The organism is Pseudomonas sp. BBP2017, assembly GCF_003024385.1.
Lineage (GTDB): Bacteria > Pseudomonadota > Gammaproteobacteria > Pseudomonadales > Pseudomonadaceae > Aquipseudomonas.
The window spans coordinates 16,531-39,531 of sequence record NZ_PVZN01000005.1; the positions used below are offsets into that span (position 1 = coordinate 16,531).

Annotated in this window: 19 protein-coding genes and 1 pseudogene; 11 read left to right on the plus strand and 9 right to left on the minus strand. The window is 62.3% G+C overall.

Features of this window, described 5'->3' with window-relative positions; genetic code table 11:
• Positions 1-4: 4 nt before the first annotated feature.
• The gene (locus C6382_RS08740) at positions 5-898 is read right to left on the minus strand and encodes a PA4780 family RIO1-like protein kinase (RefSeq protein WP_107024113.1); all 894 of its coding nucleotides are present in this window, start codon (positions 896-898) and stop codon (positions 5-7) included.
• A 277-nt stretch (positions 899-1,175) separates the two neighbouring features.
• Positions 1,176-1,322, minus strand: a pseudogene (locus tag C6382_RS08745) (acetyl-CoA C-acyltransferase); the annotation flags it as partial.
• Between the two features lie 129 nt (positions 1,323-1,451).
• On the opposite strand from C6382_RS08745, the gene C6382_RS08750 reads away from it, so the two are divergent.
• From C6382_RS08750 to C6382_RS08775, 6 genes are all read left to right on the plus strand, one after another.
• Entirely contained in the window at positions 1,452-2,804 is a 1,353-nt protein-coding gene (locus tag C6382_RS08750; RefSeq protein ID WP_107024114.1) for a 3-oxoacyl-ACP reductase, read from the plus strand.
• A 2-nt stretch (positions 2,805-2,806) separates the two neighbouring features.
• Positions 2,807-3,661, plus strand: coding sequence for a MaoC/PaaZ C-terminal domain-containing protein (locus tag C6382_RS08755; protein WP_107024115.1), 855 nt, complete (start codon positions 2,807-2,809; stop codon positions 3,659-3,661).
• Positions 3,662-3,722: 61 nt separating this feature from the next.
• Entirely contained in the window at positions 3,723-4,028 is a 306-nt protein-coding gene (locus C6382_RS08760; RefSeq protein ID WP_107024116.1) for a nucleotide pyrophosphohydrolase, read from the plus strand.
• The gene (locus C6382_RS08765; protein WP_107024117.1) at positions 4,025-4,774 is read left to right on the plus strand and encodes a methyltransferase domain-containing protein; all 750 of its coding nucleotides are present in this window, start codon (positions 4,025-4,027) and stop codon (positions 4,772-4,774) included. Before C6382_RS08760 ends, C6382_RS08765 begins: the two co-directional genes overlap by 4 nt.
• 19 nt (positions 4,775-4,793) lie before the next feature.
• Entirely contained in the window at positions 4,794-5,444 is a 651-nt protein-coding gene (locus C6382_RS08770) for a DUF4136 domain-containing protein (RefSeq protein ID WP_107024118.1), read from the plus strand.
• A 19-nt stretch (positions 5,445-5,463) separates the two neighbouring features.
• A complete protein-coding gene (locus C6382_RS08775; protein WP_107024119.1) occupies positions 5,464-6,024 on the plus strand; it encodes a DUF4136 domain-containing protein in 561 nt (186 codons plus the stop codon).
• Between the two features lie 81 nt (positions 6,025-6,105).
• On the opposite strand, the gene C6382_RS08780 is transcribed toward C6382_RS08775, so the two are convergent.
• A complete protein-coding gene (locus C6382_RS08780; protein WP_107024120.1) occupies positions 6,106-7,323 on the minus strand; it encodes a hypothetical protein in 1,218 nt (405 codons plus the stop codon).
• A complete protein-coding gene (locus C6382_RS08785) occupies positions 7,320-7,448 on the minus strand; it encodes a hypothetical protein (RefSeq protein ID WP_371919589.1) in 129 nt (42 codons plus the stop codon). Before C6382_RS08785 ends, C6382_RS08780 begins: the two co-directional genes overlap by 4 nt.
• 74 nt (positions 7,449-7,522) lie before the next feature.
• On the opposite strand from C6382_RS08785, the gene C6382_RS08790 reads away from it, so the two are divergent.
• The 3 genes from C6382_RS08790 (at position 7,523) to C6382_RS08800 (ending at position 9,385) form a co-directional block, all read left to right on the plus strand.
• Positions 7,523-7,993, plus strand: a complete 471-nt coding sequence (locus C6382_RS08790; protein WP_107024121.1) for a prepilin peptidase — start codon at positions 7,523-7,525, stop codon at positions 7,991-7,993.
• Positions 7,994-8,126: 133 nt separating this feature from the next.
• Positions 8,127-8,909 (plus strand): response regulator transcription factor, encoded by a 783-nt coding sequence (locus tag C6382_RS08795; protein WP_107024122.1) that lies wholly within the window; start codon positions 8,127-8,129, stop codon positions 8,907-8,909.
• Between the two features lie 68 nt (positions 8,910-8,977).
• Entirely contained in the window at positions 8,978-9,385 is a 408-nt protein-coding gene (locus C6382_RS08800) for a response regulator (protein WP_107024123.1), read from the plus strand.
• 29 nt (positions 9,386-9,414) lie between these two features.
• Here C6382_RS08800 and C6382_RS08805 read toward each other — a convergent pair whose 3' ends face one another.
• Positions 9,415-11,079: a ShlB/FhaC/HecB family hemolysin secretion/activation protein gene (locus C6382_RS08805; RefSeq protein ID WP_107024124.1), complete on the minus strand. Its 1,665-nt coding sequence runs from the start codon at positions 11,077-11,079 to the stop codon at positions 9,415-9,417.
• Positions 11,080-11,197: 118 nt separating this feature from the next.
• Positions 11,198-13,531: a peptidoglycan glycosyltransferase PbpC gene (gene pbpC / locus C6382_RS08810; protein WP_107024125.1), complete on the minus strand. Its 2,334-nt coding sequence runs from the start codon at positions 13,529-13,531 to the stop codon at positions 11,198-11,200.
• 104 nt (positions 13,532-13,635) lie between these two features.
• Between pbpC and C6382_RS08815 the strand changes: the two genes are divergently transcribed.
• The gene (locus C6382_RS08815) at positions 13,636-13,929 is read left to right on the plus strand and encodes a hypothetical protein (protein ID WP_107024126.1); all 294 of its coding nucleotides are present in this window, start codon (positions 13,636-13,638) and stop codon (positions 13,927-13,929) included.
• Between the two features lie 48 nt (positions 13,930-13,977).
• On the opposite strand, the gene C6382_RS08820 is transcribed toward C6382_RS08815, so the two are convergent.
• The gene (locus C6382_RS08820) at positions 13,978-18,882 is read right to left on the minus strand and encodes an alpha-2-macroglobulin (protein WP_107024127.1); all 4,905 of its coding nucleotides are present in this window, start codon (positions 18,880-18,882) and stop codon (positions 13,978-13,980) included.
• Positions 18,883-18,983: 101 nt separating this feature from the next.
• Between C6382_RS08820 and C6382_RS08825 the strand changes: the two genes are divergently transcribed.
• Positions 18,984-20,327 (plus strand): MATE family efflux transporter, encoded by a 1,344-nt coding sequence (locus tag C6382_RS08825; protein WP_107024128.1) that lies wholly within the window; start codon positions 18,984-18,986, stop codon positions 20,325-20,327.
• A 75-nt stretch (positions 20,328-20,402) separates the two neighbouring features.
• Here the strand turns inward: C6382_RS08825 and speA are convergent, their stop codons facing one another.
• Entirely contained in the window at positions 20,403-22,316 is a 1,914-nt protein-coding gene (gene speA / locus C6382_RS08830; RefSeq protein WP_107024129.1) for an arginine decarboxylase, read from the minus strand.
• A gap of 153 nt (positions 22,317-22,469) precedes the next feature.
• Entirely contained in the window at positions 22,470-22,841 is a 372-nt protein-coding gene (locus C6382_RS08835) for a translation initiation factor Sui1 (protein WP_010221702.1), read from the minus strand.
• Positions 22,842-23,001: the final 160 nt, after the last annotated feature.

Consider the following 23,001-nt stretch of genomic DNA (forward strand, 5'->3'; position numbering starts at 1 on the left):
CGGCTTACTGCAACCAGGGTGGCGTGGGCTCTTCTTCCTTGCTCGCCCCCCGTTCGGCGTCCTCTCTGATGGCGCGCCGACGGGCTTCGTCAAAGCGCGCCGCATCGATTTCGCGCATAACCCCGTCGATATCGGCGCTGTGCTCATCCTGCGCGAACTGACCGGTAAGCTCGCTTTCCGGCAACAGTTCGCCAGCCTGGTACAGGGCCCACATCTCCTGAGCGTAGCGGGTATCCCTGAGCTCCGGTGCAAAACGTCCGAAATAGGCGGCCATGTTGCCGACATCACGCTCCAGCATGCTGAAGGCGTGGTTGTTGCCCGCCGCATCCACTGCCTGCGGCAGGTCGATGATCACCGGGCCATCGGGCCCGAGCAGCACGTTGAACTCCGACAGGTCACCATGTACCAGGCCGGTGCAGAGCATCAGCACGATCTGGCGGATCACGAACGCGTGGTACTCGCGGGCTTGCTCAGGTTCCAGGTACACATCGTTAAGCCGTGGGGCGGCATCGCCGTACTCGTCGGCCACCAGTTCCATCAGCAGCACGCCGTCCAGAAAGTCGTAGGGCCGCGGCACCCGCACCCCGGCATTGGCCAGGCGGAACAGGGCTGCCACTTCGGCATTCTGCCAGGCGTCCTCGGCCTCCTTGCGCCCGTATTTGGAACCTTTGGCCATAGCCCGGGCCTGGCGGCTGTTGCGCACCTTGCGCCCTTCCTGGTACTCGGCGGCCTGGCGGAAACTGCGTTTGTTGGCTTCCTTGTAGACCTTGGCACAGCGCAATTCCTGTCCGCAGCGCACCACGTACACGGCGGCTTCTTTGCCACTCATCAACGGTCGCAGTACTTCGTCGACCAGTCCATCTTCAACCAGTGGTTCAATGCGTTTTGGAGTCTTCATCGGCTTTTGTCGGGGGTCCTGTTCTGCCAGACACGAGATTTATTGTAGGTCACCGGTGCTGCACCGGATTGCCGCTGTAGCAAGACCGCACTGCGTTGTAACGGCAATCGGTCTGACTTGCCATAGTTTTTGTAAAAGTGGGGGCACAATCACTCACAAAAACCATCAGATTTCTTTACAAGGTTCTTCACCGATTGCCGGGAAGCCCCGCAAAAAGGCCCTGGCCGCGCGGGTTAACGCTCGATGATCGCCGTTACGCCCTGACCACCGGCGGCGCAGTGCGCGGCTCACCATTGCGTGGCAGTTCCGGTTTCAACTGCCCCGGACGCAGTTGGAGAAATGCCTTGAGTTTGTCTGCCAGGGTCTTGCCGCGATTGGCCTGGAGCAGGATCCGGCGCAATCCTTCATTGACCGCGATGGGCGCAGTGAGCGCACGCGAAACGTCCTCTTTTCACGAAACAGTCCGCTACAGCGTAGGTGTTTTTTCAGCCTTCGAACGACCAACGGCCAAAGATGGTCCACACTTTGAAGCTTATTTCAGGGAAAGCCGCACATGAGCGACCGCTATATCGACTTCGCCAACTCCGATCTCGGCCGCCGCCTGGTCGGTGCCGTCGGTTTGCCCAGCCCCGCTCGCCTGGAACGTTGGCAGGCCGGCCGTCTGCGCCCGGTCGAAGGTGCATTGCTGCTCGGCGGCGGCCCCCTGGTAAACAACGTCGAGGCGTTTGCCCAACGCCTGACCGACGAGGTCTACAGCTTCGCCAGCCCCGACCTGAGCGCCACTGAATGGGTCGCAGGCCTTGGCCCCAAGCTCAAAGCCGTGGTGTTCGACGCCAGCGAACTGGATGACATTGACCAGCTCAAGCAGCTGCACGAATTCTTCCAGCCGCTGCTGCGCAGCCTGGCGCCCTGCGCCCACGTGGTGATTTTCGGTCGGACGCCGGAGCAACTTGATGACCCGCTGGCTCAGGTCGCCCAACGCGCCCTGGAAGGTTTCAGTCGTTCACTGGCCAAAGAACTGCGCGCCGGGGGCACCCTGCAGTTGCTGTACGTCAGTGATGGTGCTGAAGATCAGCTCGAAGGCGCCTTGCGCTTTTTCCTCTCACCCAAAAGCGCCTTCGTTTCCGGCCAGGTACTGCGCCTGCAGGCCTGCAACACACAGGTACAGGACTGGACCCGACCATTGGCCGGGCGCAAGGCCCTGGTCACCGGGGCGGCTCGCGGCATCGGCGCGGCCATTGCCGAAACCCTGGCTCGCGACGGCGCCGAGGTCGTGCTGCTCGATGTACCCCAGGCCAAGACTGATCTTGAAGCCCTGGCCGCGCGCCTCGGCGGACGCAGCCTGGCGCTGGACATCTGCACCGCCGACGCGGCCATACAACTGCTCGAAGGGCTGCCGGACGGTATCGACATTGTCGTGCACAACGCTGGCATCACCCGCGACAAGACCCTGGCCAACATGACCCCGGAATACTGGGACTCGGTGCTGGCAGTCAATCTCAAAGCGCCGCAGTTGCTGACCCAGGCGCTATTCGACAGTGCTGCCCTGCATGACAACGCGCGCGTCGTGCTGCTGGCCTCGATCAGCGGTATCGCCGGCAACCGTGGCCAATCCAACTATGCCGCCAGCAAGGCCGGACTGATCGGCCTGGCTCAGGCCTGGGCGCCGAAACTGGCTGCGCGCGGCGGCAGCATCAACGCGGTGGCCCCCGGTTTTATCGAAACCCGCATGACCGCCGCCATCCCCTTCGCCCTGCGTGAAGCCGGACGGCGCATGAGCTCCCTGGGTCAGGGTGGCCAGCCCCAGGATGTCGCCGAAGCCATTGCCTGGCTGGTACAACCAGGCTCCGGCGCGGTCAATGGCCAGGTGCTGCGTGTCTGCGGCCAAGCCGTGATGGGGGCCTGAACATGACTCGACACTGGCAGGACCTGAGCAGCACAGTGGCACTTCCCAGCCTTTACCTGCGCGCCGCACGCAAGCGCAAGATCAGCGGCGACACCTTGCCCGACAGCGGTTTGCGCTGTTACCTGGAGGTTCGGCCGCAGCAACTTGAAGCCTATCGCAAGCTTTGCCATTTCAGCGACGATGGACGCTTGCCACCGACCTTCCCCCACGTAATGGCCTTCGCGCTGCAATTGCAGTTGCTGACCGCCAGAGACTTCCCCTTCCCCTTGCTGGGCATGGTCCATCTGCACAACAGCATCCGCGTGCTACGGCCACTGGGTGGTGTCAGCCGCCTACGCTTCTCTGTGCATGTGGATAACCTGCAACCACACGAGAAGGGCGCCACCTGCGACCTGATCACCGAGGCTGAAGACGGCTTGGGCCTGCTCTGGTCGGAAAGCAGCCGCATGCTCTGGCGCGGCGTGAAGCTCAGTGCAGAGCCGGCGACCACTGAAGAGCCGGTCAGCGAGCCGCTGGATGAACTGACCCGCTGGTACGCCGACAGCGATATTGGCCGCCGTTATGCCAAGGTCTGCGGCGACTACAACCCGATCCACCTGAGCGCCGCCAGCGCCAGGCTGTTCGGCTTCCCCTGCGCCATTGCTCATGGCATGTGGAGTAAAGCCATGACACTTGCCGCATTGCGCGGACACTTGCCGGTCAGTGGTTACGAGATCGCAGTGGACTTCATCAAACCGCTGCGCCTGCCCAGCGAGGTGATCCTCAACGCCAGCCCCACAGCAGCCCAAGGCCAGCTACGCCTGGACGGCCGTGGCGAGCTGATACACATGCGCGGAGCCTGGCGGCCACTGGAGTGAAACGCCCCTCTTGCGTTGCGCAGGCGCCCGCCTGAAGCTATGCGGCTTGAGGAGAGCCTTGATGAACCTGCACGAACTGACCCAACGCCTGCACCGCATCCGTGACGACAATGACTGGAGCGGTTTTCACAGCCCGAAAAACCTGGCCATGGCCGCCAGTGTTGAAATGGCCGAACTGGTGGAAATTTTCCAGTGGCTGAACGAAGAGCAATCGCGCCAGCTGTCGCCCGAGCAGTTGGCGCATGCCGGCCAAGAGGTCGCCGATGTGGTGCTGTACCTGTTGCAGTTGTGCAGCGAACTGGGCCTGGACATGGAGCAGGTGGTACGCGCCAAACTGGCTGACAACGAAAGGCGTTTTGCCCGATGAAAGACCGCCATTTCGATGCCCTGGCCACGCGCTTTGCCGAGAAAATCTACGGCGGAGCCAAAGGCGCGATCCGCCTTGCGGTGCTGCAGGCCGACCTGGCCGAGACCCTGCCCGAGCGCTCCTTGCGCGTCCTGGATATCGGTGCGGGCTTGGGGCACATGGCCCTGTGGCTGGCCGAGCGCGGTCACCAGGTTACCCTCGCCGAACCCGCCGCCCCCATGCTTGAAGGCGCTCGCACACGGTTTGCCGAAGCCGGCCAGCAGGCGACTTTCATCCAGGCCCCCTGGCAAGACCTGCTCGGCCAACTGACCGAACCCTACGACCTGGTGCTGTGTCATGCGGTACTGGAATGGTTGGCGGAACCGGAAACCATTCTGCCGGTACTGCACCAGCTGACCCGCAGCGATGGCCTGCTGTCACTGGCGTTCTACAACCGTGATGCACTGGTCTATCGCAACCTGCTCAAAGGCCATTTCCGCAAACTGCGCCGCGATGACATGGCCGGTGAAAAGCAAAGCCTGACCCCGCAGAAACCGCTTGATCCACGCACGCTCAGGGTGCAACTTGAAGGTCTGTGGCAGGTCGAAACAGAAAGCGGCGTGCGGGTCTTCCACGACTACATGCCCAGTGAATTCCAGGCCAAGGCCGAGTTGCTCGACCTGCTGGAAATGGAACTGGCACATCGGCGCCATCCCGCCTTTGCCGGGTTGGGGCGTTACCTGCACTGGCTCTGCCGACCACGCTGAATCACATCGGGAGGGTGACATGCCGTACCGTTTGCTCCTGGGCCTGTTGTGCCTGGTCTTGGCAGGCTGCCAGAGCAGCAACCCCTATATCGCCAGTTCCCGCCCGCTGCCTCCGGCCCCGTCGCAAGCGGCCACGACCTTCGATGCCAGTGCTTATCCGGCGCCGCCACGGGATTTTGGCCGCTACCGCAGCTGGGCCTGGCACGACGGCCAGTTGCCAACCGGCGGCGCCGTGGCTGAACCTGCGCAACTGGCCGAAGCGGTCAGCAACGCCCTCGACCAGCGCGGCCTGCGCCCGGCACGCAACGGCCAGGCTGGCGATCTGCTGGTCAGCGCCAATGTGCAACTGGAGCGCCGTCTACAGCAGGTGCGCGAAGATTATTACCCCTATAGTGGTTATCCCTATGGCGGTTATCCCTATGGCGGCTACGGCGCTTATGGCAGTGCCGGCCGTTACCACAATGGTTATGGGGTCTATGCCAGCGTTCCGCTGGTGCGCACTTACGAAGTCGAAGTGATGGTGGTCCGTATCGAGTTGTATGACGCCCGCGACGGCCAAGCCGTCTGGAGCGCCAGCGCCGAGACCGCCAGCCAGGGTTCCCAGGGCGAACGCGAGGAGGCCCTGCGTGAATCAGTGAAAAAGGCCCTCAACGGCTATCCTCCCAGCTAAAGGCAATTGGAGATCCATCATGTTGTGCCGTCTCGCTTTGCTTTCGTTAGTGGTGTTACTGGGCGCTTGCCAGAGCCACAACATAACTCAGGACTACGACACCAGCCGCGACTTTGCTGCCTACCGCAGTTGGGTCTGGCAAGAACCGGCACTGCAATACCGCCCCGATGATCCGCGGATCAAGAGCGACCTGACCGAACAGCGCATCCGCCAGGCCGTTGCCGGCCAGCTTGATCAGCGTGGTTTGCGTCCGGCCCAAGGCAGTAGCAAGGGCGACCTGAAGGTGCAGACCTACCTCATCGTCGAGAACCGCCAGCAGCAGGTCACCACCCACTATGGCGGCGCCTGGGGAGGCTACTGGGGTAACTACTGGGGCGGGCCGATGTACAACGAAACCCGCAGCGTTGACTACAAGGTAGCGACCATCCAGGTCGATATGTTCGACGGCAAAGATGGCAAACTGGTGTGGCGCGGCAGTGCCGAGCAGATCATGAACAACTACCCACCAAGCCCCGAAGAGCGCAGCAACGCGATCCAGAAAACCGTGATGAACGCCTTGTCGAATTATCCGCCGCGCTAAAGGCGCATTGCCACTACTGCTGCTACACTCTCAATCGCGGGGCAAGCCCGCTCCTACAGACCCTGTAGGGGCGGCACTGGCCTACGGTTGCTGGCACTTGATATCACTGATATCGAGCATGAAACCTTGCAGGCGACGTTGCTGGCCACTGCCACGCACTTGACCACACAAGCGATACCAGCGGGCAGTGGCCGGCAGATTGTTGTCGAGCAGGCGCAGACTCAAGTGCAAGGCACAACCGTCACGCTGCAGCTCACCAAGGGCCAACTGCACCGCTTCGCGGTCGGCCGGGTGCACGCGGCTCAGCCACTGACTGATGGTCAACTGGCTCGGCATCCCCAAGCTGCTCGCCAGGCCGGGGTCCAACTGCAACGTCGCTTCGTTCAAACGCCACTGCCACCACCCGGCGCCGAGTTGCAATTGCAGGCTGTCCAGGCGCTCGCTGTGTTGTTGCAGATCGAATACAGCCAAACGGCCAACCAAGGGTTCGGCATAGGCGGCACAGGCACTGAGCGCATCCGCCGCAACCAGCGTCTCAAGCGGGCCGACACAGATCAGCCAGGCCTGGACAATATGCCCCTGGGCATAGGGCAACAGGTAAATATCGGCCTGCGGCAGTAGTGCCTGCAGGTCTGCATGGACGGTACTTGAGATCATCTGCCCCGGGACCAATCGATCCAGCAGACGCCCGATCACCTCATCACTGGGCCAATGCAGCGGATCGTTGCTGCTGGCATAGGTCTGCCAGCCCTGCTCCCCTGGCAGCAGGATCCGCCCACCGCTGGCCCGCCAATGACGAACCAGCCATTGCAATTGCTCCTGGGCCACTTGCCCAAGGCGCTCGATGTTGCAATTGCGTATTTCGCAGGCCAAATGGTTCATCAGGTGGCGCTGGCGCTCTGCGCCCAGCGACTGCTGGCGGTGTTGCAACAGGTCGCCGATGTCGAACAGCTGCAACAGCCAATTGCCGGGCTGCCCCAGCAGCCAGCCTCGGGTATGCAGCGTACCGCCACCGACCGCCTTGAAATCCAGGTCCATCGGCTGCGCCTGCCAGTCCATGGGCTCACCCTCAAGTACCACGAGGCTGTAGGGCTGCACATAGTCCTGCAATCGCACCTCGCTGTGCGCCGGCAACGCCAGCGCCGCACGCAAGGGGCCGGCCAGGCGCTGTACCCTGGCGCCATCGTCGAGCCATATCTGCAATCCCACGGCGGGCACACTGACCGACGGCTCCGGCTCGGCAATGACCGGTGTGGAGCGCCCACGCAAACGCCCGAACAACCGTGCTACGCCACTCACCGTTGCAAGCTCGTTTGGGTCTTGTAGCTGAGCGCACCATGGAACAACATAAAAAAGATCACGAATACTGCAACGAACTCCAGCGCCGCAGCGCCTTTTTGCCTTCCGACCAAGCTTGCTTTCATGATCGCGTCTACCCTGACAGTGACACCTGAGTGACAGCATAGAATCATTCACCACAAAGGGATGCATTTCGCCAATGCAAAGCATTGTTCTGCTGCTGTGGCTTGCCTTGTGCGCTGAACAAGATATGCGTGAGCGCCAGATCGCCAACACCCTGACCCTCGGCGCGGCGGCCTGCGCCCTGGCCTATCTGTTCATGACCGGACACACCTGGATCGGAGCCGACGCCAGCGAAGGCGGCTGGGCACTGGCCATCGTCATGCTCCTGACCCTGCCCGGCTACATGCTCGGCCGCTTTGGCGCGGGTGATGTGAAGTTACTCGCGGCCCTGGCACTGGCGACCGATCGCATGTATGTGCTGGGCACCTTCATCGGCGCCGGAATAGCCGTGCTGATCTGGCTCTCCAGCCGTCGCTGGCTGTGGTCCCTCTTGAGTCAAAAGGTCAAGAACCGCATCAAGCAATTGACTGAGGAGTCGGCAAATAAACAACCCTTTGCCCCCTTCATACTGGCGGGTTTCGTGCTGGCCAGTGTATGGATCCACTAGTCGCCCAAGTCTGTCTCTAGCCCGTGCATGGCTTGTACATGGTTGCAAAGTACGACTACTTTCTAGTGAGTTGACAACCGATTGCAGGACCCCAGGCTCCGGGAGAGAGGGGCTTCTCAGCAGGGAGTAGCGTGTGAACAAGACCCTCAGTGAAATAAAGGTGTTGGTCGTCGATGACCAACCCTTAGTCATCGAAGAGCTGTGTGAGCTTCTCGAGCGCAACGGCTACCGTTGCCTGTCTTGCCTGTCCAGTAACCAGGCTATCGAGCACTTTGCCGCCGACCTGTCGATAGGCCTGGTGTTGTGCGATCTGCACATGCCGAAATGCGATGGCGTTGAGCTGCTCGGTGCCTTAAAGGTGATTGCCGGGCAACAACGGATTTTCGAGGCGATCATGCTCACTGACAGAGCCGACAAACAGGATGTGATCAGGGCCTTGCGCGCAGGCTTTGCCGACTACTACCAGAAACCCCTGGACCTGAACGAACTGCTCGAAGGCGTGCAACGCCAGGAGGCCGCACTGCAGGAGCAACAGCAAAGCCAGCGGCGGCTGGGCAACCTGAACCAGAAACTGCAGTGCCTGGCCGACTCGATCGACGACCTTTACCAGGACCTGGAAAAAGCCCGGGGTCTGGGTGCACACCGTCGCGCCACAGACGTCGAGATCGAGCAGGTCAACGAGAACCTTCCGGGCAACTTCGAACAACTGTCACCACGGCAACTGGAAGTCGCGTGCCTGGTCAGCAAGGGCAAGACCAACTATCAGATCGCCTGCGAACTGGGTATCACCGAAAACACCGTCAAACTCTACGTCTCCCAGGTACTGCGCCTGACCCATATGCACAATCGCACGCAGCTGGCGCTGGCGCTGTCATCGAGCACTTCGCTACTGCACCTGCGGGTAACGGCGCACTAGGGCCACCTCCTGGCTGTGGGCTTCATGGACTGAACGGCCTGACCTTTGACCTGTAATGGAAACACACCATGCCAACCTCCTCTCTGCGTGAACAGATTCTCCTGGTGGATGACGAAAAGGACGCTTTGCTGGAACTGGCCGAACTGCTTGAGGGCGAGGGTTTCTGCTGCCACACCGCCACCTCGGTAAAACTCGCCCTGCAGCAGCTCACCCGCCACCCGGACGTGGCCCTGGTGATCACCGACCTGCGCATGCCGGAAGAAAGTGGCATTTCACTGATCAAGCGTCTGCGTGAGCACACTGCCCGCCAGCACTTGCCGGTAATCGTCACCTCCGGTCATGCCGACATGGACGACATCAGTGACCTGCTACGCCTGCAGGTGCTGGACCTGTTCCGTAAACCCATCTACCACACCCGCCTGCTGGAAACCCTGGATAACCTCTTTCCCAAGCCGCGCTTGCATCTGGTGAATTGATTAATCGCAGGGCAAGCCTTGCCCCGCGATTACAGTTGAACGCTGAATCTCAAGGTAAAGCGCGGCTGCCGGTTGAGACTGTCGAGGGCGATGTCCGACATCGGCTTGGCCGCTTCCAGGGAAATGTTGTAGTTGCGTGCATCGCCAACGCGCAAACCCAGTGCCGCCGAAGACAATCGTGAGTCACGGATTTCAAGCTCGTTGAACCAACTGCGCGCGGCATCCAGTGCCACATAAGGCTGCACCACCTTGAACCAGTGGCCATCGGTCTTGAAACTGTAGTTCAGTTCATAAGCCGCCCCCCAGCCCTTGTCACCCGAAGCCTGGTCGCTGGGGTAACCGCGACCGAAACTCTGGCCGCCAAACACTACGCGCTCGCTGTCGGGCAAACTGTCGTTGCTCCAGTACAGCGCCGCCGAAACTACACCCTGCCAATTATCGAAATAGCGATCACTCTGTAACCCGCAGACCCGCAGGTGCAGAAAGTCCAGGTCGATATCGCCGTCGGTGTCCGCCCCCAGGTAATCCATGCCCTGGTAGGCGCCGACACTGAGGATGCGCAATTGCCGGGGATCGGCCTGGCGCCAGTCGCCTTCGAAGGCCAGGGCACGCAGGTCGGTACGGCTACTGCTCTTGAAGGCACCGTCGACGGCCCGATAGTCGGTGTCGTCACTCACTGCGTAGAGGCGCCCGGCAACGTTGAGCCACTCGTTGGGTGAAGCCGTCACGACCTGACTCAGGCCGATCGAATAGCGCTCATGCTCACGATGCTGCTTGAGGTCGGTGCCGTTGTTCAGGCGAACCAGGGCCCCTGGATTACTGCGGGAGCGTGTGGCCGACAGGTTCAGCTGACTGCCTTCACTGTCCAGGTACTGGGCGTAGTCCAGGCGGTAGTAATGTTCATGCTCATCACCGGGAGGAAACAGCGCCAAGAAACTCAGTTGTTCGGCCGCTGCAGTCTGGGCATTGCTGCTGACACCCAACAGCGCCTGAAGGTCCTCGCGGCTGCCATCGCTGAGGTTCAGCGCCGAGCTCAAGGGCTGGCGCGAGGCCTGAACAACCAAGGTGCTCGCGCCATTGGTGTCGCCAGGCGCCACCTGGGCCTGCAGCGTAACGCCCGGTATCCGGCTCATCAGTGCAGTGTAGCGCTGCAAGGTACTGCGCGTGAGCGGGCGCTCGGCCTTGAGTTTGCTCGCTAGCGTGTCCAGATAGACGGACGCCGGTCCGATATCACCGTGCAGTTCATAGTCGCGAATGTAACCCTCGACCAGCACCACCTGCACGCGCCCATCGGCAAAGTCCTGTGGCGGCAGGTATGCGTAGGACAATAGGTAACCATCCTGCTGATAACGCCGGGTCAGGCGTTGGGTGGCTTCGATCAGCTCACCCAGGGTGACCTCGCGATTGAGCAGATCCTGGTAGTTGTCCCGCAGGTCGCTCAACGGGTAGAGGGTGCCGCCGACAAAGCGCACCTTGTGCAACAGGATCCGGGTGCTCATCGGCAGTTGCTGCGAAGGTATCGCGGGGGTGGCTACAGGCAAGACTGGAGTGTCCGGTCGATAGCTGTCGGCGGGCAGGTTTGGCGCGGGCAGGCTGCGTTCGACTTCGCTGCTATTGAGAAAGACTGGCAGCGATCCGGCGCTCAGCCCGCTTGCCCAAGAAAGACTGAGAATCGCGACGGCCAACAGACGCATTTGACGCTCCATGATCCCGACAGATACAAGAGCACCAAGACGGTTCCCTCGTCAGGTTCAAGCGTAGGTGGTGCGCGCATCGTCGTCTAATCGGAATGGGGGCTGTCATGCAGTCCGCTCATTGATTGATCTGAAACTCGACCCGCGCGGTCTGGCCGCTCTCGTCCAACGCGCTCAGTTCCACCCGCCCGGTCTGCTCGAAGCGAGCGCTCAAGTGCTCCTGGCCCTGCGACTCACCCAGCGGCGCGCCATTGAGGAACCACCAGCGCCGACCACTGCCACCCAACGCGGAAACCTCAAGGCGCAACGGTTCGCTGCTGGTGGCTGGACGGCGCAGTTGATCGCCCTGGCGCACGCCGACGATGGACAGCGGCGGTGCAGCGGCCGGTACCTGCGGTGGGCAGTGCGGATCAACCTGAGGCAGCCGCGCTTCGCGACGTTCCACGCGGGGCAACCAGGGTTCCAGCGGCGCAGGCCACAAGGCAATCTCCCTGGCCTCGGCCCCCGGGCAACTGGCATCAACCCGCCGTCCTTGTGGGTTAACCCAGACCGTTTCGCGCAAACCGACGCTCAAGGGTTGGTCGGCCGCTTGCAAGGTCGGCGGCGTGGTGCCATCCAGGGTCCAGGCAAAGCGCTGACGCCGGCAATTGCTGTCCTGACGGGCCAGCGGTTGGCCCAGCGGCCAGCAGATCGCGGCCACACCGACATTGCCCGGCACCGCCGTCACCGGCACGGCGATGCCGCGCTGACTGTCGCGATTGCTCAGCACATCATGGACCTGCAGCATCAACGGTGCCGCCGAAGCCAGGCCGAACTGTCCGGGCACCGGTGTGCCGTCCGGACGACCGATCCAGATACCAATCAGATAGCGCGGCCCGACCCCAATCGACCAGGCATCGCGAAAGCCATAGCTGGTGCCCGTCTTCCAGGCCAGCAGCGGACGCTGCACCAGTTCGGCTTGGGGGTCACGGTCCGGGCGCGCTTGACCACTTAGAATGCGCCGGATGATCCAGGCGCTGCCTGGCGACAGCAGCCGATGTTCGAGCAGCGGTGCGTCCGGCTGCAAACGCATGGGCGCACTCATGCCACCGCGTGACAGCGCACCATAACCGGCCACCAGGTCTTCCAGGCGACTGCCAGCGCCGCCCAGGATCAACGACAGGTTCGGCTCAGCCAACGGTGGCAGGGTCAGCGGCACGCCGCCATTGCGCATTTGCGCGGCAAAGCGCTTGGGACCATAGGCTTCAAGCAACTGCACCGCAGGCAGATTGAGCGACAGCGCCAAGGCGGAGCTGGCCGCCACCGGGCCGCTGAAGCCCATGGAGAAGTTCCCCGGCCGATAATCGCCGTAGCGTCTGGGCACATCCTGCAGCAAGGATTCGGAATGAATCAGGCCATCGTCCATGGCCATGCCATAGAGAAAAGGCTTGAGGGTCGAACCGGGGGAACGTAGCGCGGTGATCATGTCGACATGCCCGAAACGGCGCTCATCATTCAGATCGACCGAGCCAAGGTAAGCGCGTACCGCCATGGTCTGCGCCTCCACCACCAGGATCGCCGCCGAGGTGCGCTCGGGCAGCCGGGCGCGCCAACCGAGCAGCAAGTCTTCCAGGCGCCGCTGCAGCGCGGCATCGACAGTGGTGCGAATCAGCGGCGGACTGTGTGGCCGGTTCAGGCGTCGCGCCAGCAGCGGCGCCAGCGCAGGCTCCTGACGTGGTGCCAGTAACAATGGCTCCTGCATGGCCTCAATGACGCGTTGCTCTGGCCATACCTGGTACTCGGCCAGGCGCTTGAGCACTTTGTCGCGGGCCACCTGCGCGCGTGCCGGGTGACGATCCGGGCGCAAGCGGCTTGGCGCCTGGGGCAATACCGCGAGCATGGCCGCTTCAGACGGCGTCAGGTGTTGTGGCGATTTTCCCAGATAGGCCCAACTGGCCGCTGCCACGCCCTGCAAGGTACCGCCGAAAGGTGCGCGATTGAGGTAGATTTCAAGAATCTGCGCCTTGCTCAGGTGCCACTCCAACTGGACAGTGCGCCACAACTGACGCAGCTTGCCAGGCACAGTACGCGAATGCGGGTCGAGCAGGCGCGCCACCTGCATCGACAGGGTACTGCCGCCCGACAGCACCCGCCCGCCGCGCAGGTTTTGCCAGGCAGCACGGCCCAGGGCCAACGGATTGACCCCTGGATGCCGGTAGAACCAGCGATCCTCGTAGGTCAACAACGCCTGCAAATAGTACGGCGATACCTGATCGGCACTGACCGGATAACGCCAGACCCCATCAGCATCGGCGAAACGCCACAACGGAGTGCCGTCCTCGGCCAGCACCACGCGCGCCAGGTCATCGGCTGGCAGCGGCAAAGGCCACAGACGGTCGGCCGCCCACAACAGCGCGCCACACAACAGCACGACAGCCGATACGACACGCAGGCGTTTAGCTAAGATGGGCATCAGGCCTCCGTGTCGCTGGCGATGGACAGGGAACCGAGCAGGCCAATACACAGCCAAAGGTTTGGCAACGGCCAACGAGCCGATACGATCATCAGGAAGCAACTATGCATGTAGAAGGTTTTTTCGAGTGGCTCGGCCAGGCGTTGGGGGCACTGATCCGCTTTGTCGTCGACGCTCTGAGCGGGTTATTCAACCTGCTGGCCAGTGCCGGTGGCAACTTCATCGATGGCCTGGCGCGCACATTGGGCATGGACACCTCGCTGGTCAGCATCGTTGCCCTGATCATCGGCTTGATGCTGCTGTACTCGGCCATCCGTGCCTTCATGCGTGCCTCGATCATCCTCGGCATCATCTGGCTGCTGCTGGGGTTGTGGGTGCTGAGCTGGATCATTCACTGACGGTGGGGGCAAACCAGCCCCCACTTTCCACATCCCCCCAGCAGAGCTTTAGCGGCCTTTGATCACCATCTCACCTGCCGACTCACCCACCGCCTGCAGATTCGGCCGGTACATCGACTCCACCTGCGGCGGCGGCACCCGGTAGGTACCGGGGGTCACGGCCCGCGCCAGGTACAGCAAGTGCGTGGTGCCATAGCTGTTCACAGGCAACGCCGCGACATAACGATCATCGCGGAACTCCTGGTGCACGACGTTGGCGTTCTGCATCGACTCGCGCCACTGTTTGACCGCGCTGCTGGCGTTGTCCAGGCTCGCCGCACTCTGCGCCAGGTTCTGGTTTTCCAGCTCAAGGCCAGCAGGCAGCAGGTCGACCACCAGCGCATCCGGTACCCGAGTGGTGGCGGTCACGGCCAGATGCACCAGTACCAGGTCACCACTCTTGAGCGCGCGGATATCCAGGGTCTGGCCGTTCAAACCCAGGTACTCACGACGAATGTTCATGCCCGAGTTGCTCGCTGCCGGGGCATAGCGTGGGTAACCGGACAGGGTCAGTTGCTGGTACAAGGTATCGCTGCTCTGATTCTGCACCGTCAGCGGCGAAGCCAGCAGTGGCCCTTCCAGTTTCAGGCCCGATTGCGCGCTGTCCAGGTCACGCAGTTCGCCAGCGCTGTCCAGACGCGCCGACCACTTGCCTTCCGGTTTGTTCAGCAAGCCGCGGCCGGCGAGGAACAAGGCGTTGCGTTCCTGGGTCGACAACCACTGGCTGGCCGCGACCTGGTCGGACAACTGGAACAGCCGTTGATCAAGCAGGTTGCTGGCCAGGTTGTTTTCTTCGAGCAAAGCCAGAATCAAGGCCTGGTCACGCACCGGGCTGCCATAGTCGCCTAGCCAGTCTTTGTCATTGCGACTGACGGCCAGGCCCGCTTGCAAGGCTTGCTGGGCGCGGGGCTTGTCACCCATTTTTTCCAGGGCAATGGCCAACTGCACCAACGGTAAGCCGGAGCGGGCATCGCTACGCCGCTCGAACAGGCTGCGCAGCGCGCCCAGCGGCGCCTGCTGCGTACGGGCCAGCACCAGCGCGGCATAAGCCTGCACGGCAAAACGGCTGTGCTCGGCATTGTTACTGTAGTTGACCTCGATCAGGTTGCGCTCCTGCAGATAGCGCAACAGGCGCTCACTGGCCTTCTTCAAGGCATCGGCAGGCACCGCATAACCCTGCTCCCGAGCCCGCAGGAGGAAATCGGTGACATAGGCCGTCAGCCAGTACTCCTCTTCGGAATCCGAACTCCACAGGCCGAAGCTGCCGTTGTAGCGCTGCATGCCCAGTAAGTGCTCGATGCCCATCTCGATCTTGCGCTTGCGCACCTCGGCGGGCTCGCCAGTGATGCCCAGACGCTTGAGAGTTGCGGCGTCGGCATACAACGACGGATACAAGCCACTGGTGGTCTGCTCCAGGCAGCCATAGGGGTAGGCTTCCAGGGCGCGAATCTGCTCGGCCAGGTTCAGCGGCGGACGGCTGGACAAGGCCAGCATCGCCTCCAGACCAGCCGGCTCGAACTCGGCCAGATCAGCCTCCGGCAGGCTCCACGGTTGATCGTTGAGCGCCACCCGGTAGTGCTTGAGCATGGCCGGGTAGGCCGGACGCACGCCCAGGGTCCATTCGCGGCTGAAGGCCGTGGCCGTCTCACCCGGCAGCTTCAGCCCCAGCACTTCGACCTTGACCTTGCCTTGGCCCAGGCCACCGTTGGCCTGCACCGGCACCAGCAAGGTGACACGCTTGCCCTGGGTCAGCTCGAGGGTCTGCTCGGCTGCGCGCATAAGGCTCAATTGGCCTTCGGTGCTCAGGCGCACGTTGAGTTTTTGCGCCTGCCCGGACAGGTTCGAGACATCCAGCGCCAGGGTGGTACTGTCGCCACCGGCGAGAAAACGCGGTGCCGACAACTCGGCGATCAATGGCGCGGCGACCACGGTCTTGCCTTCAGCCATGCCAAAGCGCTCATCGGTCCAGGCCTGGGCCATCAAACGCAGCTCACCGTTAAAGTCGGGGATATCAACGCTGGCTTCGCCTTCGCCGTTTTCGTTGAGGGTCACCGGCGCGCTTTGCTGGGCGACGATGGTGACGCTGGTGTTAGGTCGCTTGCCGCCCTTGGCCATGGCCGCATCACCACCGAAGGCCAGGCTGGCCAGACGGCCCTGACCGGCTTCGATCAACTGGCCATAGATGTCCAACTGGTCGGCGCCATAAGCCTTGCGGCCGAACATGCCGGTGAACGGGTCCGGCGTCGGGTAGTCGGTGATGTTGAGAATGCCCACATCTACCGCAGCCAGCAGTACATGCACCTGCTTCGGCACACTACCATCGGCATTGCGGGCCTGGACCTTGACCGTCAACGGTTGTTTGGGACGCATCTTTTCCGGCGCGCTGAGGGTTACCGCCAGCTTGCGCTCGGCACGGTCCAGCGGCAGGTGCAGCACACCGACCGACCGCTTGGGCGTGGCATTGACCTTGCGCTCGCCCGGACGAATCACCAGCGCACTGACATACAGGTCATGGCGCGCCCACTTGCGGTCGAGATTGACGGCGAAGGTCTTGCCTTCGGCGGGTACGTCGATCTCCTGCCACCACAGCGGCCCCTCACTGGACTCAACCATCAGGTAACCGGTACCGGCCGCAGGTGGCGTGACCGTAACGTTGGCGGTAGCGCCATCGGCGTAGGATGGTTTGTCCAGGGCCAGCTTGACCTGGTCCGGACGCACAGCACCGCCATCGGCATTGTCCTGGGCGCGGTAGCCAGCCCAGAAGCGCTCGCTGGAGACCAGACCGGTCTGCGGGTCTTCGACCTCGACGCGGTACGGGCCCCATTCAACCTGGAAGGTGAGCTTGGCGGTCGAGCCGGCCTTGATGTTGACCGTCTCTTCACTCTGGGTCAGGAACTTCTCGTTGAAGTTGTAGCTCCAGCCGTCACTTTGCGAGTAGTTCCAGTAGTAATCACGGCGCTCGCGAATCAAGCGGACCTTGAGGCCGTTGGCCGCCAGCTTGTTGCCTTTGTGGTCGGCGACCAGCACTTCGAATTCCACCGGCCCATCGCTGTCGGTTTCTTCACCGTCGAACAATCCGCGCAGGCCCGGCAGACGCGCAGCCGGCCAGATCGGCTGTTCCAGACGCCGGGTAATCGGGCGGCCACCGGACTCCTGCAAGCTGGCCTGCACGGTCAGTTGCAGCGGCGAGCGGGCTTCGGACCATTGACTCTCGATATTCAGGATTGAGTTGCCGTTGGCATCCAGGGTGACTTCGTCCAGCTCAAGGTCATGGCTCAACTCTGGTTCGGTGATCGCGCCGAACTGATAGCCTGGAAGCGCCGGCACCGCTTCGCGCAGTGGACGAACATAGGCCTGACCGCTCAAGCGATTGCCCGAGGCCGGGGCACCGTACAGGTAGCGGCCATTGACGCTAATCTCGACACTTTGCTGCGGGCGCAGGGGAAAAGCACTGCCCTTGAGCTCCAGAGCCAGACGCTCGGGCAAGAAGTCCTCGACGAGAAACTCATAGATCTGCTTCTTGCCACCGCCCAGGTCAAACAACAACTGCCAGCGCCCGGTCGGGGCCTCAGTCGCCAGTTGCAACTGGTACTGGTAGAGGCCGTTGCTGCCCGGCTCCCAAACAAACTTGCGGCTGATTTGCTCATCGGGCCGGCGCACCTCCACCGTTACCGGCTGCGGTTTGAGCGGGCGACCGTCCTGGTCGCGCAACAGGCCATTGAGCAGCACGGTCTCGCCTGGGCGGTACAAGTCACGTGGACCAAAGACGAAAAACTGCAGGGGGTTGGCCTGAGGGCCGGTGATGTCGAATTCCGCCAGGTCCAGCGCCGCACTGTTCAGGCGCAGCATGGTGGTGTGCACGCCCTGGTGAGCCAGCAAGGTTTCCGCCTTGGGTGGCATCGGCAGCTGGGCATGGCCATCGCTGTCGGTCTTGCCTTGGCCAAGCACCCGGCCTTCGGCGTCGAGCAACTCAAGATTGACACCACTCAGCGCCTTGCCGCCTTCCAGCCCCTGGGTGAACACGTCCATGCGGTTCTGGTAACGGTGCGCCGACACACCGATGTCGCTAAGGGTGAACAGGGTGGCCGGTTGCGAATAGTCGTAGGTACCCGAAGCGCGCATGACCGCCAGGTACACGCCCGGCTCTTGCAGCGGCTTGATCCCGGCGATCGGCAGCAACACGGTTTCACGGGTGTTGCGCGCCGGATTGAGGTCGAAACGGCCGCTGTAGACCAGTTCGGCCATGTCCAGGGTTTCTTTCGACTGGTAATAGTACAGGCTGCTGTTGCGGCCCCAAGCGCTGAGGAACGACGACAGCGATTCAGGCTTGATGCGGAAGAACTCGACATCGACCTTGTTGACGTTCAGGGCGATCACCGGCAGCCCTTCGGCCAAGCGCGTCGGCAGCAGCGAACCACGGCTGGCGAAGCCGATGGTGGCCTGCATGTCACGGGTTTCCAGGCGGCTGACCGATTCAGCGGCCAGGCGCTCACCGTTAACGGCCTGCAGGCCGGCATCGATGGTCAGCACCAATTTGCGTTGCGGTTCGAGGTGGCGCAGGCGCAGCTCCATACCGTTGTCGGAGAGCTCCCAGGCACCATCGACTTTGCCTTTGACGGTATCGACCAGGTGCACCCGGTCGGCAAAATTCTGCTGTGCATCCAGTGGCACCGAAAAGCTCAAGGACAGCGCGCTGGCGCCATCAACCTGAACTTCCGAGACATCCACCACGCTCAGTTCGCGACCGGCAAATCGCTTGGCCTGGGTCGCGGCGTCTTCACCGGCCGGCTTGGCGGCTTCCTGAGTCTGTGCAGGCGTGGGGGACGGAGCCGGGGCTGGCTTGTCTGGGGCAGACGAGTCGCAGGCGCTGAGCAAGGCCAGCGCGCAGGCCAGCAACAATCCTTTGTTGAGCATGGAAAAAACTCTTTGGCAGCAGGTTCTGAGGGGAGAACTATATACCAACAAGGCCGTCTCCGTGCGCTGCGGCTACAATGTCCGGCTTGCCTGGAGCCGACATGTCCCGATTGTTCACCGACTGGCGCGACCGCCCTACCCACCGCAAGGTCTGGGCACTGGCCGCGCCAATGATTCTCTCGAATATTTCCGTACCCCTGGTGGCGCTGGTCGATAGCGCAGTGATCGGCCATCTGCCGCATGCTCACCAGTTGGGTGCGGTCGCCGTGGGCGCCAGCCTGTACACCTTCCTGGCCTGGGTCATGGGCTTTCTGCGCATGGGCTCCACCGGGTTTGCCGCCCAGGCCGCCGGACGTGCCGATGGCGCAGCCTTGCGCCAGGTGCTGGTGCAGGGCTTGTTGCTGGCGCTGTTGTTCGCATTGCTGCTGGGCCTGCTCGCCCTGCCCTTCAGTCACCTGGCCCTGCAACTGATGCAGCCCTCGGCGGCGCTGGCGCAATCGACCCAGGACTTTTTCCAGACCCGGCTGTTAGGCCTGCCAGCGGCGCTCGCCAGTTTCGCCCTGGTCGGCTGGTTCCTCGGCACCCAGAACGCCAGGGCACCGCTGGCGATTCTGCTGACCACCAACCTGCTCAACATCGCTCTCAACCTGTGGTTTGTGCTGGGCCTGGACTGTGGTGTGACAGGTTCTGCACGGGCCTCGGTGATTGCCGAATGGAGTGCCGCCCTGCTCGGTCTGGCCCTGACTCGCCCGGCCTTGCGCGCTTATCCGGGGCAGGTTGCCTGGGCCCTGCTGGCGCGCTGGCAAAGCTGGCGGCCGCTGCTGGCCGTCAACCGCGACATTTTCATCCGCAGCCTGGCCTTGCAGGCGGTGTTCTTCCTGATCACCGTGCAGGGCGCGCGCCTGGGCGAGGCCACCGTTGCTGCCAATGCCCTGCTGCTCAATGGTCTGCTGCTCAGCGCCTATGCCCTCGATGGTCTGGCCCATGCGGTCGAGGCCTTGTGCGGGCATGCCATCGGTGCCGGTGATCGCCAGGCCTTGCGTCGCTCGCTGACCGTGGCCTGCGGCTGGTCGCTACTGGCCAGCAGCGGCTTTGCCGTGTTGTTTGTCTTTGGCGGGCACCTGTTTATCAATCTGCAGACCGATATCGAAAGCGTGCGCGCCACGGCCTATCAGTACCTGCCTTATCTGGCGCTGTTGCCGCTGGTGGCAGTGTGGAGTTACTTGCTCGATGGCCTGTTCATCGGCGCGACCCGGGCGCGCGAGATGCGCAACGGTATGTTGCTCAGCGTGGCGATTGCCTTACCGCTCGCCTATGCCGCCAGGGACCTGGGCAACCATGGCTTGTGGCTGGGCTTTCTGCTGTTCATGGCCTTGCGCGGGGTGACGCTGGGGGTGATGGGCTGGCAGTTGCAGCGGCGGGATGGGTGGTTTGTGCGTCGTTGAAAGCATCGCGGGGCAAGCCCGCTCCCACCAGGTTCACACAACACCCAGTGGGAGCGGGCTTGCCCCGCGATTACATCAACTCGACAGGTAAGACGAACGGGTCAGCCCCAGACGCAAGGCATCGAGGAACTGGGTCTTCTCACGCGCGGTGATCTTGGCGCTGGCGCACTTGTCGCGGTAATGAGTCATCAACTCCTCCGGCGACAGGTGCACGTAGCGCAGCATGTCCTCGATGGTGTCGTGGGTCTCGATACCGGCGTGGTACACGCTGCCGTTAGGGTTCTGGTAGATGTTCACCGAGTCGGTATCACCGAACAGGTTGTGCATGTCACCGAGAATTTCCTGGTAGGCACCGACCAGGAAAATCCCCAGCAGGTAATCCTCACCCTCGTTGATCCCGTGCACCGGCAGGCTGGTCTCGATGCTCTGCTCGTCGACGTACTGGTTGATTTTGCCGTCGGAGTCACAGGTCAGGTCTTGCAGCACCGCACGGCGCATCGGCTCTTCGTTCAGGCGATGCAGCGGCAGGATCGGCAGGACCTGGCCGATGGCCCAGGTGTCAGGCAGGCTCTGGAACACCGAGAAGTTGCAGATGTACTTATCGGCAAGCTTGTCGTTGAGCTCATCCAGCACCTGGCGGTGCGAACGCTGACGGGCCTTGAGCGAGTTGTGCAGGCGACGGCACACGGCGAAGTAGCACTGCTCGGCCAGGGCTTTCTCGGCCAGGGTGATCTTGCCGTCGGCGTACTGCGCAGCCACGTCGCTCATGTAGTGCGTAGCACGCCAGTAAGTTTCGGTGACCATTTCGATATCGGTCGGGCCGAGCAGGTCGGCCAGCCACTGTACGGTCTCGGGCAGGCTTTCCTTGTTGTCGATCACCGGTACTTCGTCGTTGTGTTTCTCAACGTCGGTAACCTGCACCACCAGCATGGCGTGGTGGGCCGTCAGCGAGCGACCGCTCTCGGAGAAGATGTGCGGATGCGGCAGGCCCTGGGCATCGCAGAACTCTTTGAGCATGCCGACCACGACACCGGCGTAATCGTCCATGTCGTAGTTGATCGAGCTGGCGTTGCGCGAGTGGGTGCCGTCATAGTCGACACCCAGGCCACCGCCGACGTCGATGTGATCGACCGGCAGGTTCAGGGCGCGCAGCTCACCGTAGTAACGGATCGCTTCTTTGAAACCGTGCTGGTAGTCAGCCAGGTTGGCGATCTGCGAGCCCATGTGGAAGTGCAGCAGACGGATGCCTTGATCCAGGCCGGCGTCACGGAAACGCTGGACCACCGAGATCAACTGCGCGGCCGACAAACCGAACTTGGATTTCTCACCACCGGTATCGGCCCATTTGCTCGACGCCAGCGACGACAGGCGCACGCGCAGACCGATCTGCGGCTTGACCTTGAGCTCGGCCGCTTCTTCGATCACCAGCGCCACTTCCGACTCTTTCTCGATGACGATGAACACGTTGTGGCCAAGCTTCTGGCCCATCAGCGCCAGACGGATGAACTCACGGTCTTTATAACCGTTGCAGACAATGGTGCCGCCTTTTGGCGCCAGCGCCAGCACGGCCAGCAGCTCGGGCTTGGAGCCGGCTTCAAGGCCGATGGACACGTTCTGGGTGGCGATGATGTTTTCCACCACCGCTTCTTGCTGGTTCACCTTGATCGGATACAGCGCGGTGTACTGGCTCTGGTACTCCAGGCGCGCGATGTTGGCGTCAAACGCACCGGTCAGCTGGCGCACGCGGTCTTGCAGGATGTCTGGGAAACGCACCAGCAGCGGCAGCGACAGGCCGCTCTTGCGCAGCTCGTCGACCTGTTCGTAAAGATCGATCGGTGCGCTGCCTGGCCCGTTGGGGCGGACTTCGACGCGGCCGGCCTCGTTGATTGCGAAGTATCCGGCCCCCCAATGGCGGATCCCGTAAACACTGCGGCTGTCCGCAACTGTCCATTGGCTGCCATCATCTTTGCGTGTGCGTCGTACGGACATTGAAGTCCCCTATATAAAAAGTCGAATAACACCGGCCCACGGACGGCGAGCGCAGTGTAAAACCTGGAAATGACGATTTTCCGTGTTCAGGGATAGACCCTTCCTACGGGAACGAGTTTAGAAAGCGAATTGCAAAAAATCGCGACGTGGTCTTCAACCGCCGGACTTTTTCGCTTTGAAGCCTTGTTTGATCAGCTCTGCCAACAACAGCTCAACATGATCGCCCTGAATTTCGATGACCCCGTCTTTCAACGCGCCGCCGGTTCCGCAGCGGCGCTTGAGCGTGCTGGCCAGATCCTTGAGCTGTTCCAGGGGCAGCGGCACACCGCTGATGGTCGTCACCGTCTTGCCGCCACGGCCCTTGCTTTCGCGGCGCACGCGAGCAATGCCATCGCCTTCGGGGATGAGCGTCTGTTTGCAGATGCAGGCATCTATGGGTTTGCTGCAGTCCGGACAATGCCGACCTGCATCAGTGGAGAACACCAGGCCACCGAGGGCGGCGAATGATGCGGCTTTTTTGGCCACTTTTGATCCTCGTACGGTGAGGACAAAAACTGGTCGGTGCCCCGGGCAGGGTACCGACCGCGAAGCCCCACTCTGGCAGGGGCAGCGCAACTGCCGTACCCAGGGTACGGCAGCCTTAAAAGGCCGCGCAGTGTAACGATAAATTCCGCAGATGCTAAGT

Coding starts and splice junctions, on each gene's coding strand:
- C6382_RS08740 (WP_107024113.1), bottom strand. CDS start 898: ATGAAGACTCCAAAACGCATTGAACCACTGGTTGAAGATGGACTGGTC.
- C6382_RS08750 (WP_107024114.1), top strand. CDS start 1,452: ATGAGCGACCGCTATATCGACTTCGCCAACTCCGATCTCGGCCGCCGC.
- C6382_RS08755 (WP_107024115.1), top strand. CDS start 2,807: ATGACTCGACACTGGCAGGACCTGAGCAGCACAGTGGCACTTCCCAGC.
- C6382_RS08760 (WP_107024116.1), top strand. CDS start 3,723: ATGAACCTGCACGAACTGACCCAACGCCTGCACCGCATCCGTGACGAC.
- C6382_RS08765 (WP_107024117.1), top strand. CDS start 4,025: ATGAAAGACCGCCATTTCGATGCCCTGGCCACGCGCTTTGCCGAGAAA.
- C6382_RS08770 (WP_107024118.1), top strand. CDS start 4,794: ATGCCGTACCGTTTGCTCCTGGGCCTGTTGTGCCTGGTCTTGGCAGGC.
- C6382_RS08775 (WP_107024119.1), top strand. CDS start 5,464: ATGTTGTGCCGTCTCGCTTTGCTTTCGTTAGTGGTGTTACTGGGCGCT.
- C6382_RS08785 (WP_371919589.1), bottom strand. CDS start 7,448: ATGAAAGCAAGCTTGGTCGGAAGGCAAAAAGGCGCTGCGGCGCTGGAG.
- C6382_RS08790 (WP_107024121.1), top strand. CDS start 7,523: ATGCAAAGCATTGTTCTGCTGCTGTGGCTTGCCTTGTGCGCTGAACAA.
- C6382_RS08800 (WP_107024123.1), top strand. CDS start 8,978: ATGCCAACCTCCTCTCTGCGTGAACAGATTCTCCTGGTGGATGACGAA.
- C6382_RS08805 (WP_107024124.1), bottom strand. CDS start 11,079: ATGCGTCTGTTGGCCGTCGCGATTCTCAGTCTTTCTTGGGCAAGCGGG.
- pbpC (WP_107024125.1), bottom strand. CDS start 13,531: ATGCCCATCTTAGCTAAACGCCTGCGTGTCGTATCGGCTGTCGTGCTG.
- C6382_RS08815 (WP_107024126.1), top strand. CDS start 13,636: ATGCATGTAGAAGGTTTTTTCGAGTGGCTCGGCCAGGCGTTGGGGGCA.
- C6382_RS08820 (WP_107024127.1), bottom strand. CDS start 18,882: ATGCTCAACAAAGGATTGTTGCTGGCCTGCGCGCTGGCCTTGCTCAGC.
- C6382_RS08825 (WP_107024128.1), top strand. CDS start 18,984: ATGTCCCGATTGTTCACCGACTGGCGCGACCGCCCTACCCACCGCAAG.
- speA (WP_107024129.1), bottom strand. CDS start 22,316: ATGTCCGTACGACGCACACGCAAAGATGATGGCAGCCAATGGACAGTT.